The sequence below is a fragment of the Legionellales bacterium genome, assembly GCA_026125385.1.
Classification (GTDB): domain Bacteria; phylum Pseudomonadota; class Gammaproteobacteria; order JAHCLG01; family JAHCLG01; genus JAHCLG01.
In genome coordinates, this window is record JAHCLG010000015.1 from 19,333 (window position 1) to 33,361 (window position 14,029).

Here is a 14,029-nt window from a genome sequence, read left to right on the forward strand (position 1 = left end):
CCGATTCAAGACGAAGAATTAAATTTTATAAATGATTGCCGTGAGGCAATGTTAAATAAACGTACGCCTTTGGCATTAGCATTAATTATCATCGTATCGGCTTTTTTAATTATTTTTTTAATCTGGGCACATTTCGCCATCATTGATGAAGTTACCCATGCTGAAGGTAAAGTGATCCCGCCATCGGAATTAAAAGTTATTCAAAATTTGGAAGGTGGAATATTATCGTCTATTGATGTGCGTGCGGGCGAAGAAGTTAAAAAAGGCGATGTTTTATTACGTATCGATGATACCCGATTTTCAGCCTCTTATCGTGAACAACGTTCTCAATATTTAGCTCTGCAAGCACAAGTCGCGCGTTTAATTGCAGAAACTAAAGGTCAAACCGAGATTACTTTTCCAACAGAGTTAAATGAATATCCGCAATTAATTCAACGTGAAATTAATTTATTTCATTCGCGCCAAAAAGCCTTAAACGAAAGTATCGAAGTATTGCAGCGTAGCTATAAGCTCGCAAAATCTGAACTCGATATGACGGAACCTTTAGTAAAACAAGGAGTGATGTCAAAAATTGAATTGTTACGCTTGCAGCGGCAAGTTAACGAGGTAAAAGGTCAAATTAATGAAAAAATCGATAAATTTAAAGAGCAAGCGCACACCGAGTTAACCAAACAACAAAGTGCCTTAGAATCGTTACAAGAAACCTTAAAATCAGAACAAGATCGAGTGGAACGCACGGTAATGCGCTCACCCGTAGATGGCATTGTTAATAAAATATATATTAATACCATTGGTGGTGTGATACGCCCGGGTATGGATATTATGGAAATTGTTCCCAATGAACAACATGTCATTGTTGAAGCACGCGTCAAACCGCAAGATCGCGCATTTATTACTATCGGCCAACCTGCAAAAGTCAAATTAACTGCCTACGACTTTTCTATTTATGGCGGCGTAGAAGGTGTGGTTTCTCATATTAGTGCCGATACCATTAAAGATGAGCAAAATAAAGAAAACTATTATGAAGTGTTAGTAAAAACCGATAAAAATTATTTAGGCACCAAAGAACATCCGTTACCGATTCGTGTGGGTATGGTAGCCAATGTCGATATTTTAACAGGGCGTAAATCGATTTTAAGTTATTTATTAAAACCCTTATTAAAAGCTAAACAAAATGCGTTAACGGAACGCTAATTTTCTAGAAGGTATCAGCATGCGAAAATATAAAAATACCTTAGCATTATTATTAGTGATTGCGTTGATTGCAGTCTATCCTATCTTTAAAATCACGCAAAATTATTTACAAAATTCTCAAAATGAAAAACCCAATCAACATAATGCTCAAGCATTTGTTGATTCTTTAGAACACGATCCCAAAGCGGGTGAAAAAATTTATGATTTTTATTGCAAAACCTGTCACGCGCCAGATCCTATCATTCAAACGGGTGCGCCCGCATTGCATAATCGCGAGCAATGGGCGCCCTATCAAAAAAATGGTTTTGCTTACATGTTAAAACAATTAACTGAAGGCTTAGGCAGCATGCCACCACGGGGTGGCTGTTTTGAATGTAGCGATCGTTTATTGCGTCTGGCAATTTTATATATGTTGCCTCGCAATCCTTAATCAACTTATTGATATTTTGCGAATATTAGGCTGCTGAGCATGCACTAAAGAGTCATGAAATTTTTGTCTAGATCTCAGTTTTTTAAATAGAGATCCATTTTTTATCTTTAACAAGGTGGTAATTTGAGGTAAGTTGTTTATACTTTTGGTAATTGTCAGCTGCTGGAGAATAAAGAAAATGAAAAGCAATATAGTAGGTAATCTATTAATAATAAAGTTATTTATCCTTTTGTTTTTTATCAATACTGTTTTTGCAGGTACAGGCATTCCTGGCGGTGGAGCGCTATGTCAAAAGAGAACAACGATAATGAATTTTAGTGATCATACCAAGGTCATGTGTGGTTTAGATTTTCTAAATCTTGAGAGCTGTATTAAGGCTTACGATACGACCGTATTAGAGGTTTGTGCTGTTGATAACAATGGCCATTGTTTATTAGATACTAATTCCTTTTCTCTTAGTGTTGCTGGAAATAATAATTCAGTTTCTGGTCGCACAGTGACGATAAAATCTCAAGGGAGTATTACATTTACAGCAAATAAGGGGCAAACGCTAGGCGATATTAAACTAACCGCTAATCAAGGTAATATTGATATACAATCCTGTACTGTTCAATAAATTCTTAACGAATATTCACCATTTGGCGTTTGACGAGTGGTATCTTCTTTTAAGAATGAGTGGCACGTCAGCGAGGTAGCTCAATGGAGTTGTTAGCAAAAAGTAGAATTACACTCACACCTTAGTATATGATAAGGCATTATTAATAAAAAAATAGGCAATTACACATGCGTGGGTGGGTTTTTTCGTTAGTGTTAGGGTTTTTCGTGAATTGTAGTTTTGCCATTGCCATTCACCCTAAGTTAGAACAAGTGGAAGATGGCATTAAACACGAATTGCAAAAAGTCACGCCCACGAAAAAATCGGTATTGCAAGAGCGCATTAATAAATCTCGTCAAATTGACAACAACCCCTTCGGAATTGTGTTTTTCAAACCTAGCTATATATTACCGTATTATTACACCAGTTCGCCCTACACGAGCATTTATCAAAATATTACTCCTGATCATCAAAAACTCGATAATAATGAATTTAAAGTTCAATTCAGTTTTGAATTGCCTATTTGGCGCAATTTATTCAATCAGTCTAATCTCGGCTTATATGCAGCCTATACGCAGTTGTCGTATTGGCAGGTTTACGCAAAATCACAATATTTCCGCGAAACCAATTACATGCCAGAAATTTTTATACGCGACAATTTTATGCCCAATTGGGTGCTAGAAACCGGTGCTGTTCATCAGTCGAATGGTCGTGGTGGTGATTTAGAGCGTAGTTGGAATCGAGCCTATGTCGATGTTAAATTTTCCAGCGGTAATTGGTTAATGAGTGTTAAACCATGGATTTTAATTTTTAAAAATCAATCCAGTAATTTGCATAATCCTGATATTGCAAAATATTTAGGTTACGAGCGAGTATTGTTTGCCTATAAGTTACCTTGGCAAATGGTTTTATCCCTTAAGATTGCTAATCTTGAGCACGGCTGGGACCGTATTTCAACTGAAGGCGCTATTAGTTTTCCGCTCACCAAAAAAATTCATGGCTACATTCAATTATTTCATGGTTACGGCCAAAGTTTGATTGAGTACAATCACAAAACAAATAGCATTGGTATTGGAATTTCATTAAATAATTGGATTTAGCTATACTCTTCACACTTGAATTTTAGGCTTTGTTGTCGAGTTAAAGCTGCTCAGTCATGTATTCAGTATACACTCCTTCGCATCTTTAACTCGACGCCTCGCCTAAAATCCAATTGTTTTGAGTATAATTACCATTTTATTAAATAATAATGATCAATCAGCATAATTATGAACAGTAAAAATAAATAGATAATGGAAAATCGAAATAATTTCATGGCAATAATATTTTCTTGTGTGCGGTATAAACGCCATGCCCACCACAATGCGCGCGCGCCTAATAATAAACTCCCCACTAAATAAATCAAACCACTCATACCAGCGGCATAGGGTAATAAGGTGGCGGCAACTAATAAGAATGAATACAACAAAATATTAATTTTCGTGTAAGCAATACCATGCGTCACCGGTAACATCGGTACACCGGCCTTAGCGTAATCATCGCGTCGATAAATTGCCAGCGCCCACGCATGTGGTGGCGTCCAGGCATAAATAATTAATACCAGCAATAAAGCATAGGGACTTAAATGGCCGGTAACCGCCGTCCACCCTAAAAGCGGTGGTGCGGCACCAGCGGCACCACCGATCACAATATTTTGTGGCGTCGCATATTTTAAAAACATGGTGTAAAAAATCGCGTAGCCCGTTAAGGTTAACAAGGTTAACCAAGCCGTAAGCATATTAATAAAAACCGCTAACATAAAAAATCCGCTGCAGCCTAACATAATCGCGAACAGTAACGCTTGACGAGGAGACACTTGACCCGTTGGCAAGGGTCGGCGTTTAGTGCGCCACATTTGCGTATCGATTTTGCGATCGACGACATGATTAATGCTGGCTGCCGATCCCGCACACAACGCAATGCCTAAACAGCCCAGCAATAACACATGCAACGGCACCCACCCCGGAGTTGCTAAATGCATTCCCACAATGGCGGTAATTAACATTAATGCGACGACACGCGGTTTACATAATTCCCAATAACTTCGCCACAGAGAATGGTGGGTGGGGATGATTGCAACCGTGTCTGTTGGATTCGACATGCCGTTCCTTACTAACATAAAAATTTATTGGCAAATGTTACCCAAAGCGCGTGCAACTTACAAATCGCATTCTAATAATACTTTGCCTTGTGCTTTTCCACTTTCTAAATATTGATGCGCTTTGGTGATCTCGCTGAATTTGAATGTGGTCGGGTCGCTTAACAAACGCACTTTTTGTTGATCAATGAGAGTGGCTAACTCGGTTAAATAATGATGATAAGCCGCGCGTCCTTCTTCATATAATAAGGGCAACATCATAAATACTACGTGTAAATTAGCGGATTTATCGTGCAAGGGGGTGATATCTAAGGTGGTACGCGCTACTGTTGTCACAATATCGCCAAAGTTTTTAATCGCGGCCAGAGAATTATTTAAATTAGGGCCACCCACAGTATCATAAATCACATCAAAGCCCGTACCGTTGGTAATACGGTTAACATAATCCGCGACTTTTTCACTACGAAAATCGACGGTATTATCGGCACCGAACTCGCGTGCTTGCGCAAATTGTTCGGAACTGGCGACCGTCGCCGTTACAATCGCACCTTGCGCTTTCGCCAATTGCACTGCTAAATGACCCACGCCACCCAAACCACCATGCACCAGCACTTGCATACCGGGCTTAATACGAACTTTTTGCATGATACCAATATACGCGGTGATCCCAACCAAAGGCACTCCCGCGCTCGTTAAAAAATTTAAACTCTGCGGTTTTTTGGCAATTAAGCGCGCATCCACCGCCATATATTCAGCAAGCGCTCCAGGAACATGACCAATTCCTCCAGCAACGCCATAGACTTCATCACCCACCGCAATATGTTTAACATCCGTCGCAACTTTTACCACGGTTCCAGCGACATCACCATTTAAAATTGCCGGAAAAGGGGGCGTAATCGCGGGAACTGCGCCACTACGCATTTTAATATCCAACTGATTTACAGAACTCGCCGCAACTTTAATTAACACTTGCCCAGAGGCTATTTCGGGGTTAGCAACTTCTCCTAACGAAAAAACATTAGCATCGCCAAATTCACGAATAATCATTGCACGCATGGTTGTGATCCTTGTAGGTAATTTGGTTTGGTATATACAGTAGATTCGAATCGCGACGCGTTAAGGCTCAGAAATTCACCGCGAATCAATAGCACGCATCAACTGCCTTTATTCAACGTATTGTTTGCTAGGTGACTTATTTTTGCAAGAGGTTTGATATTTATTTATACAAACTATTAAAAGAGCAGTTTCATGCCTTTAAATATTAAATTTATATTATTTTATAATTATAAGCATAATATATATTGACTTAAGGAATAAATTAATAGTATGCTGCTCGTGTTTTTAATTTTATTAATATAAGGGGGTAATCGCATCATGAGGTGGCTTCAGTCTATTCATGACATGGCAAAGATGACTAACTGGCTTTGCTCTTTTATAAACCGTTATGAAATTAAATACCCTAAATTGGTAAGGTTAAAAATCAGTTAAACACTACTCGCCATTAATTGACATTCCGTAACTTTTAAAGGAGAAATTAAATGAAACTCAACATCAATACACATTCTGATATAAAAACTTTATATAGCAATTTATTTTATTCAGCAAACTCTGTTAATACGGTTGGCAATATGCCATTACCCGGAGCTACCTGTAGTGTTGTTGCCGGTGGCTGCTCTACCTGTACCTCATGCTGTTTTGCCAGCGCGTAAATTCGCCTAGTGGAACACCACAAATTTTTAAAATTTTCTGGTGTTCCACTAAACAACATTGGAGAGGCTCCTGTGGATAAAAAACTTAACCACTTAAACGTGCAAGATCTATGCTACGCTTCAACGGCAGGATTGATAAATCGCAATTTGTACTCTACTGGTGTTCGCGTAGACTCAGCGATGTTGCAAAACGATTGCATAGATGAAATTTCTGAACACTTTCTTTTAAATTCAAGTATTGAAACTAATGAATTAGAGCGAGTTTATACGATAAATAAATATTTAACCTATCCATTTACCAGTCTAACTGCTCTTTCAAATAAAACGGTATATACCGGATTAATTAAAATTGATTTACCAAAACCCACCACATTAGATTTAAAATTCGATTTGGCAGTAAAACAACGCACATCGATTCGACACTATAGCGGTGATTATATTCCGATAAATTATTTAAGTAGTGTTTTATTTGCATCACAAGGCGTCAGTCACATTAGTTCATATGAAAATGAACCCGATCGCATGCAACGAACCTATCCCAGTGGTGGTGGCTTATATCCAGTAAAACTGTATATTCTGGTTAATCGCGTTAAAAAATTAGAGCGGGGAATTTATTATTATAATCCGTTAGCTCATAACTTATATAGTATTAATCGCAATCAAGATGAAATTAATGATTTTTTAAAAAGTGAATCTATCAATGAGCTACCTAATATAGAACACTGTAGCTTTACTTTATTTTTTACTATCGAAAGCTGGCGCTCCATGACTAAGTATGGATCTGCAGGACTACGTTTTTCATATATTGAATTGGGTGAAATTGCTCAAATGGCTCATTTAGCTTCTGGATGCCTTGGCATAGGATCTTGTGCTTATGCTAGTTTTTCCCCAGAGCGAGTCATTCAACTCCTCAAAATTGATGGTCAGTACGAATCATTTCAACACGCCATTTTACATGGCATTTCAGCGTAAGGTAAAACATGAATAATCACCAATATTTCGACAAAAGTTATTCCATTCTTTATCACGATGAGAATACCGTAGAATTTCGCAGCGGGATGTGGAATATTACCACCCATACCTTACAGGACGAAGAAAAAAAGGGATTACTCTCGAAAATTATATTAGCAATTGATGAAAGTGGATTTAAAGACCTTAAAACACTGGCTCAACAAACACAAACTAATCAAGCTATCTGCGCTGAAGTGATTGAATCCTTGCGCGATAAAAATTTACTTACTACTGAAAGAGCGAAACCTATAAATAAATTTAAAAAAATTTCCATTATTTCTGACAATAAAATGGGATCGTTATTAAAATCTCTCTTGCAAGATAAAATCTCTGACTTAGCAATAAACCTATTTCACCAAGAAGACGTTGATTTTATATTAAAGTCTGGAAACACTATTTTTAGTGATGAGGTATTGTTATATTCATTAGTAGAAGAGCTACACAATAAATTTAAAGATTCTTTGGTAGTGGTAATGAATACTACAATTAATTCATTCTATTATAGCCTGCTTAACAAAGTATTTCATGAGGCAGGCATCCCCTGGTTTTTTAGTGCTGTAGATGGCCCTTGCATTTATATTGGGCCATTATTCGATAATCAATTTTGTTATGATTGCTTAGAAACACGTATTATTATGAATACTAAAAATGCAGCTCACTATCAAGAATACCAAAAATTAATATTAAAAAATAATATTCGTTTAGCTAAGCCGATGGTAAATGAAACAGAACAACATTTAATGTGTTCATTGGCATCTCTTGAATTAAACCGCTATTTACTAACGGGAAATACAATTTCTCAGAGTAAATTACTGTCGCTTTATATTCCTACTATGGAATTTTCATATCATAAAATCTTGCGTTTTCCAGGCTGTAAAGTTTGCGGCGTTGACAATGCATTAAAGGGACATCAACTTCATTTTGATGTGGGGGCATTATTAGCATGATAATAAGTTACAGCAGAAATACGTTACACAAACGCTTACAGTACCAAACCTCACAACTTTGGGACAATCTGGTAAGCCCACTTTGTGGTGTTGTTCCTAGAATGTATTCCTATTTACGCCAAACCTACGATCCCTATACTATCGCATTAGGTGCTGAGTTAACCGACGTTGCCAGATGGAAAGGTATCGTCGGCAACGTTACTTATCATATTGGCGGTATGGGTTTAAATCGAGAAGATGCAATGATTAAGTGCTTAGCCGAATCTTATGAGCGCTATACTGCTTTTATGTTTGATTATCAGCAATCCACTCCATCTATTTATCAATCCTATAATGAAATCAAGTCAAGTTATTCCAATGATTTATTACCTAAAACATCATCTTTGTCATATTTTAGTAACAATCAATTTAAAAATAGCCCACATTTTAAACCTTTTAATGCAGATGAGAAAATGTGCTGGCTACGCTTGCCTGAGTTGACAAGTTTAAAACACATTTGGTTGCCCGCTCATTTATTGATTTTAGGTTATTCATCTCATAGGGAAAAACCAGAACCAAGACTCAATGGTGCAGTAAGCACTGGTAACGCCGTCCATCGCGACTATCAATCCTGTATTCTTAACTCACTACTTGAGCTCATTTTGATTGATACAACCATTGGACATTGGTATTGCGATTATAAAGCATATAAAATTAATTTTGATCAACGTACTAAACGATTAGAAAAAATAGTAAATAAAAGCATTCCCTTAAATAATATCGATATCGAATTTTATTGGCTGCCTAACCCAGATTTTTCAGTATTTAATATCGCATGCGTGGCTAAGAGTGATGCTGTTCCAAAATTTTGTGTAGGCTTAGGTAGCGATACTAAATTAGAAAAAGCAATGTATAAAGCATATTTGGAATTATCAGGAACCCGGTTTTTAGCTAATACACTCGCGGTTTTGAAAGCAAATGATAAAATATCTGACAATATTTCAAACTTAGATGATAACGTATTTTTGTATGCTAATGGAAAAAACAATGATTTTGTAAATAGAAAATTTGATAAAAATAATACTATTAAAGCAAATGAAATTCCAGGGGAGGAAAATTCAGATCAACGAGTCGCACTTAAGAAAATTATAGAATCTTTTAGAGAGTCTGGAAAACAACTTGCGTTTTTGGATTATTCTAACGAGGAAAGCCAACAATTAGGTTTAGTGGCTACCAAATTATGGAGCCCAGATTTGTTAACCCTTCCTCTACCTAATTCTGTTCCAATCAATCATCCGCGATTTAATATTTATGGTGGAGTTAAGCATGTTGAACCACACCCTTATCCATAGCTCTATTCTTGACAAGCTAATACTATATTTTTTATGTTGTGGAAGTTTATTTTTTAGCATCAGGGTTTATGGAAAATTAAAATTCCACAAAAAAAATGAGCAATATTTAACTGCATTCATTATAAACAGTGCAATTTTTATTTATGGATTAATAACTTTACAGATTAAATTGCAATTTCACTATACTTCAGTTACTAACACTATCTTTATGGCGTTAATTTCAATTAGCATGGCAATTTTTATGTTTTTTGTCGAGTTAAAATCTTACCAAACCAATCCCATTTATTTTCGTTTATTGAGCAGAGTATCTGTCACCACTATATCCGCGTCATTAACGGCGGTTAGCGAAGAAGTGCTATTTCGAGGAATTATTGTATTAATATCGACAAATTATCAAGGTTCATTTCGTTATTTATTATTAACTTTTGGCACACTGATGTTTGGTGCCTCACATTTATATTATGGATGGAAGCAGTTTTTACTGAAAAACATATTTTCTGTATCATTAACGCTATTGGTTTTAATGTCTGATAATTTAATATTTCCAATAATTACTCACGTTATATTTAACTATATGATAACTCAACTATTTAACTCTCAAGAGAAAAAAATATGAATATTACTTTATCTTCAATGATATTGAGCATATTGGTAGTGCTTTACTATCATTATTTCAAAAATGCATTACGAATTCCAGTATCTGCTGTTTCACACTATTTTCACTTTACCAGAAATTATCCGTTAGAAGTAGCTAAGGGTGGTGTTGGTTTTATTTTAGTCGTTTTATCGCATGGCGTTTTTGCCATTTTCCTCTGCATACTACTAAAAGTTCCATTTTCGTCATTAGGAATATTAAATTTTGATCTATCTCAAACTATAAAGGGGCTTTTACTTGGGCTTGGTTTAGGCGGAACAGCAGCAATCTTAACCCTGCTCGTGATGAAATTAGTAGAAATAGTAGTGAAATCTAACATTAATGAATTAATGAAAAATATTTCGTCTGGTTGGATTAAAAGTTATTACTATGTAAAGCTATTATTACCAAAGCCAATTGCCTATTTATTTATTATAGCCCAATTGGCCTGTGAAGAAGTTATTTTCAGAGGAGTATTTCAACAGTATTTGATGGAATTTGGCATAGTCCTTTCAATTCTAATTGCCACATTATTATTTGCATTAATGCAAATTTTTCAAATGCCTTCGGCACGGACAGCAATGTTTCCGGTCATAGGGGCATTAGTCATGGGGCCGATTCATGGGATACTATTTTATTGTACCCAATCTCTTTGGCCATTAATCACATCGCATACTGCGTTTTTTTTATTATTAACGGCCTAAGAGGGTAAAATGCATAAAGAATTACAAGCTAATGAAACGATACCGATTGTGATCAAAGAGGTTTTTTTCCAGCAAAACAATCAGGTATTACTCGATATACCCCACTTGCACGTTAATCACGGAGACAGAATCTTACTGCTAGGAAAAAATGGTTGTGGTAAATCAACTCTCCTTAATACACTAGCGGGTTTATTATCTCCTCAAGGATTAGTCTCAATTTTTTCAACGCCAGCCGGATCACTTTCCGCGAAAAAAAAATTAAGCTATCTCACCCAACACATAGATTACCCACCAAGAATATCGATAAAAGAAATTATTGATTTTGTTGCGGCTCATACACATAATAAAATTAACCCTATAACTATTTGTCAGCAATTTGGACTTGATCCTGAAAAACATGCTCAACTATTATCAGGTGGTCAAAAACAACGGTTAGCCTTAGCGTTGGCAATGCTCAATCAACCAAAAATTGTTTTACTCGATGAGCCGGATTCGGGTTTAGATATTCAATTTCGGGAAGTTATTTTACGCGAAATGCTTAATTTAATGGTGAATAATCAGCTTACTTTTATTATGGTTTCGCATTCATTTGCTAATCTTACTGAATATTTTAATCGTGTTTGGGTAATGAAATCCGGGAAAATAATCACCGATATTAGCATGAGAAAATTTCTACAAAATACCACAACGATTCACCGCTGGGATATTGAGACTGAACAACATGAGCAAGCTATTTCATTTTGCCAAAAACATTCAATACCGTTTGTAAAACTGGGAGAGCAGCTACGAATTTATTCAAAAGATCATCACAAAACATCGATATTGCGTGCTTATTTTCAACCCTATCAAGCAAGCATGAAACCAATGACCGCAGAAGATATCTATTTTTACTATGAGGAAAGCCATTAATGTTATTTTCAAACTATCTGATCCTGGTATTAAAACAATTATACCGAATAAAGATCGCATTTTTCTTTACACTTATTTTTCCATTAATTTTATATTTATTATTTAATCAAGGTAAAAATGCGTTATCTCTCATTGGATTTTTCAATTTTGCCATTCAAAGTGCCATGTTGCAATCTGTAGGCATGTTTATTTCTGCCTCGAAAAATACTGCCTGGGGATGTTATGTTGAGACTCTACCCGCCCCTTCTTTATACCAGGCCGCTAGCATTATTATCGGCATGCTCTTAGTGGGGATCTTGGGTGTTATTGCCATCGCTGCAATCGATTTTATTATTTATCATACCTTATCATTGAATAGCTTATTATTAGCATTAATAAGTTGTTTACCTGGGGCATTAGCCATGGGAGCATTAGGATATTTAATTGGCTATCATCTCGACCCGATGTCATCTCGTAATATACTCGTACTAACCAATATTGTGTTTATGTTTTTAACGTTTACCAGCGGACATATTCAACAATGCTTATCTTGGTTTTTCTTGCCAAATGCCTGGATGCTATTCAGTTATCACTTATCATTAGCACACACGTTCGATATGGCGAGGTTTGCCATTATCATGAGCTATTTTTTGGTGTTTTTAGCGATCATCCATTTTTATCAGCCACCTAAAACTGGACATCAATATTAGTTTTTAATGACAGATCAAAATCTTGAGTTCATAAAAAAAGCTACCGCAGCTTTAATCACTCAAACTGAAGAATCGGCTAAGCTTGCTGATATTGTTTCAGCCCCACCTCATCCCAAACCATTTAAAAACGCAGGTTGCAACCGTTCGATTTTATTCGCTAAAAAATACAACTCTAAAATTACCACGAAAGATAATACATTCGCAGATATTATGATCAATATAACAGGGAAAAAACGTTACAATTCACTAGACTAGAGAAACTTAGTATCACTCTAAGATGCGTTGACAATTTGCTATAGCGCAGTCTAGTCGGAGTAACTGAGCAGCGGAGTACAGGAAATCAAGGAAATACACCAGCAGAGTAGAATTATCAACATGTCTCAAATAATTCACCATAATACTAGCTTATCACTAAGCAAACTATTTCGGTTTTTTTAATGGATGCTCAACCGTAAGTGTTCGTTCCAGATCTTTTTTCAATGACGCAACTGAAATGGCTGGGGAATTTTTAAATATAGGGCTTAATCGCGATAATAAGAATGCATTATTAGATTTTATATCAGCCTCAGCTTTTAAATAGGATTCCGTGTCTGGAGCTTGTAAATAGTGGTTAATATAACAGTCATTAAAATAGTTTAAGTAATTATCTGCGCGTGCGATCACTTTCTCTAGAGAGCTAAAAGCATACTCCGAGCTAACAAATGCGTATAGATGACTACTTTGCCATCGCAGATAGGGAACGGGGACTTCAGCCGTTGGTTTAGCGCTTAGCAACTCATTAAAATTTTTATGATAAGGTCTAATATAAGTCGCTCTTACCTCACCGTATCTTGCTGTAATCACTGCATGCTCTGGAGAAAGAGCACGCACAACAGGAGTTGCGCCGCAAGTGGGTGTTCCATCTTTGCTAAGTACCGTACCATCCCCCCATTGTCTGGTGAAATGACTATAAGTGCCCACGTTAGAATTGTGATAAAAAAATATTTTTTCAAATCCTTGATGAGTAGAAAAATCTTTTGGATCATCTAACTTAACCCATCCTTCTTTTATTAGATCATCGACTCTCCAATCAACCATTGATGTTAATTCTTTATTGAGTTGAGTATTGTCAAGAAAATCATATCCCAATAATGTATATCGCAAACAGCAAGCATCCATCACAGGGACTTCAAACAATTGGATAGTTGCATCATTCTCCATTTGAACATTAAAGTCTTTTTGATAAACAGCATAAGTGATCGCTAAATTCCTGATCGACTCTAATGTATGTGCAGGGGTAATAAAGATAGATGAAAGTTGTTGTGGTGGATTAATAAGAGTTGCAGTTTGATATTGCTCTAGAACTAATTCTCGCCAATTGTTGGGTAGATTTAAAATTAGTTTCTCTGGCATGCTCACTCATTTTTATAATATGATTCTGAATATTAATGACCATGATTTACGGCTAGGAAGTGCCGAACATTATGACGATAATTTACAGTATAGCTCATCTTTCTATTTTTTCTACTCAAGCAAAAAATTATATCGAAGTCGTGTTGTGATTTTTTAATTCTTCGATATGATCTTTCGCCCAATACACTTTACTGAGTGTATCCGTAAATTTTTCCATAAACTCTTTATCGAATTCAATATTATTGCAGTCTAAAATTTTTTTAATTTCATGGGTGATCACCGTAAGATTGTGATGCAAATCATTGATAATAGAATCGAGTGTATATTGGTTAACCATAGCGATCTCC

The 14,029-nt window shown here is 36.2% G+C and carries 17 protein-coding genes; 12 read left to right on the top strand and 5 right to left on the bottom strand.

From position 1 onward, the window contains the following. The first annotated feature begins 48 nt into the window (after positions 1–48). The 4 genes from KIT27_07170 to KIT27_07185 all read left to right on the top strand — a co-directional run bounded on the left by KIT27_07170 (position 49) and on the right by KIT27_07185 (position 3,319). The gene (locus KIT27_07170; GenBank protein ID MCW5589432.1) at positions 49–1,194 is read left to right on the top strand and encodes an HlyD family type I secretion periplasmic adaptor subunit; all 1,146 of its coding nucleotides are present in this window, start codon (positions 49–51) and stop codon (positions 1,192–1,194) included. 19 nt (positions 1,195–1,213) lie between these two features. Next, positions 1,214–1,624, top strand: a complete 411-nt coding sequence (locus tag KIT27_07175) for a cytochrome c5 family protein (protein ID MCW5589433.1) — start codon at positions 1,214–1,216, stop codon at positions 1,622–1,624. A gap of 178 nt (positions 1,625–1,802) precedes the next feature. Further along, on the top strand, positions 1,803–2,240 hold the full coding sequence (locus KIT27_07180) for a hypothetical protein (protein ID MCW5589434.1): 438 nt from the start codon (positions 1,803–1,805) through the stop codon (positions 2,238–2,240). A 167-nt stretch (positions 2,241–2,407) separates the two neighbouring features. Continuing rightward, complete coding sequence (locus KIT27_07185; protein ID MCW5589435.1) at positions 2,408–3,319, top strand: phospholipase A; 912 nt, start codon at positions 2,408–2,410, stop codon at positions 3,317–3,319. 128 nt (positions 3,320–3,447) lie between these two features. Here KIT27_07185 and KIT27_07190 read toward each other — a convergent pair whose 3' ends face one another. The 3 genes from KIT27_07190 to KIT27_07200 all read right to left on the bottom strand — a co-directional run bounded on the left by KIT27_07190 (position 3,448) and on the right by KIT27_07200 (position 6,124). Further along, positions 3,448–4,359: a heme o synthase gene (locus KIT27_07190; GenBank protein ID MCW5589436.1), complete on the bottom strand. Its 912-nt coding sequence runs from the start codon at positions 4,357–4,359 to the stop codon at positions 3,448–3,450. 57 nt (positions 4,360–4,416) lie between these two features. Then, a complete protein-coding gene (locus KIT27_07195; protein MCW5589437.1) occupies positions 4,417–5,412 on the bottom strand; it encodes a zinc-binding dehydrogenase in 996 nt (331 codons plus the stop codon). A 538-nt stretch (positions 5,413–5,950) separates the two neighbouring features. After that, positions 5,951–6,124 (bottom strand): hypothetical protein, encoded by a 174-nt coding sequence (locus KIT27_07200; GenBank protein MCW5589438.1) that lies wholly within the window; start codon positions 6,122–6,124, stop codon positions 5,951–5,953. Between the two features lie 13 nt (positions 6,125–6,137). Between KIT27_07200 and KIT27_07205 the strand changes: the two genes are divergently transcribed. The 8 genes from KIT27_07205 to KIT27_07240 all read left to right on the top strand — a co-directional run bounded on the left by KIT27_07205 (position 6,138) and on the right by KIT27_07240 (position 12,545). After that, positions 6,138–7,037 (top strand): SagB family peptide dehydrogenase, encoded by a 900-nt coding sequence (locus KIT27_07205; protein ID MCW5589439.1) that lies wholly within the window; start codon positions 6,138–6,140, stop codon positions 7,035–7,037. Positions 7,038–7,045: 8 nt separating this feature from the next. Next, positions 7,046–8,023 carry a TOMM precursor leader peptide-binding protein gene (locus KIT27_07210; protein ID MCW5589440.1) on the top strand — a complete coding sequence of 326 codons (978 nt, stop codon included), beginning with the start codon at positions 7,046–7,048 and terminating at the stop codon, positions 8,021–8,023. Between the two features lie 218 nt (positions 8,024–8,241). After that, positions 8,242–9,354, top strand: a complete 1,113-nt coding sequence (locus KIT27_07215) for a YcaO-like family protein (protein MCW5589441.1) — start codon at positions 8,242–8,244, stop codon at positions 9,352–9,354. After that, the gene (locus KIT27_07220) at positions 9,329–9,970 is read left to right on the top strand and encodes a CPBP family intramembrane metalloprotease (protein ID MCW5589442.1); all 642 of its coding nucleotides are present in this window, start codon (positions 9,329–9,331) and stop codon (positions 9,968–9,970) included. The genes KIT27_07215 and KIT27_07220 overlap by 26 nt, the downstream gene beginning before the upstream one ends. Beyond that, positions 9,967–10,692 (top strand): CPBP family intramembrane metalloprotease, encoded by a 726-nt coding sequence (locus KIT27_07225; GenBank protein ID MCW5589443.1) that lies wholly within the window; start codon positions 9,967–9,969, stop codon positions 10,690–10,692. Before KIT27_07220 ends, KIT27_07225 begins: the two co-directional genes overlap by 4 nt. Positions 10,693–10,701: 9 nt before the next feature. Next, positions 10,702–11,601 carry an ABC transporter ATP-binding protein gene (locus KIT27_07230; protein ID MCW5589444.1) on the top strand — a complete coding sequence of 300 codons (900 nt, stop codon included), beginning with the start codon at positions 10,702–10,704 and terminating at the stop codon, positions 11,599–11,601. After that, the gene (locus KIT27_07235) at positions 11,601–12,290 is read left to right on the top strand and encodes a hypothetical protein (protein MCW5589445.1); all 690 of its coding nucleotides are present in this window, start codon (positions 11,601–11,603) and stop codon (positions 12,288–12,290) included. Before KIT27_07230 ends, KIT27_07235 begins: the two co-directional genes overlap by 1 nt. A 6-nt stretch (positions 12,291–12,296) precedes the next feature. After that, positions 12,297–12,545: a hypothetical protein gene (locus KIT27_07240; protein ID MCW5589446.1), complete on the top strand. Its 249-nt coding sequence runs from the start codon at positions 12,297–12,299 to the stop codon at positions 12,543–12,545. Positions 12,546–12,710: 165 nt separating this feature from the next. Here the strand turns inward: KIT27_07240 and KIT27_07245 are convergent, their stop codons facing one another. Together KIT27_07245 and KIT27_07250 are read right to left on the bottom strand one after the other, a co-directional pair. Further along, entirely contained in the window at positions 12,711–13,682 is a 972-nt protein-coding gene (locus KIT27_07245) for a hypothetical protein (protein MCW5589447.1), read from the bottom strand. Between the two features lie 127 nt (positions 13,683–13,809). Continuing rightward, positions 13,810–14,019, bottom strand: a complete 210-nt coding sequence (locus KIT27_07250; GenBank protein ID MCW5589448.1) for a hypothetical protein — start codon at positions 14,017–14,019, stop codon at positions 13,810–13,812. Positions 14,020–14,029 lie beyond the last annotated feature (10 nt).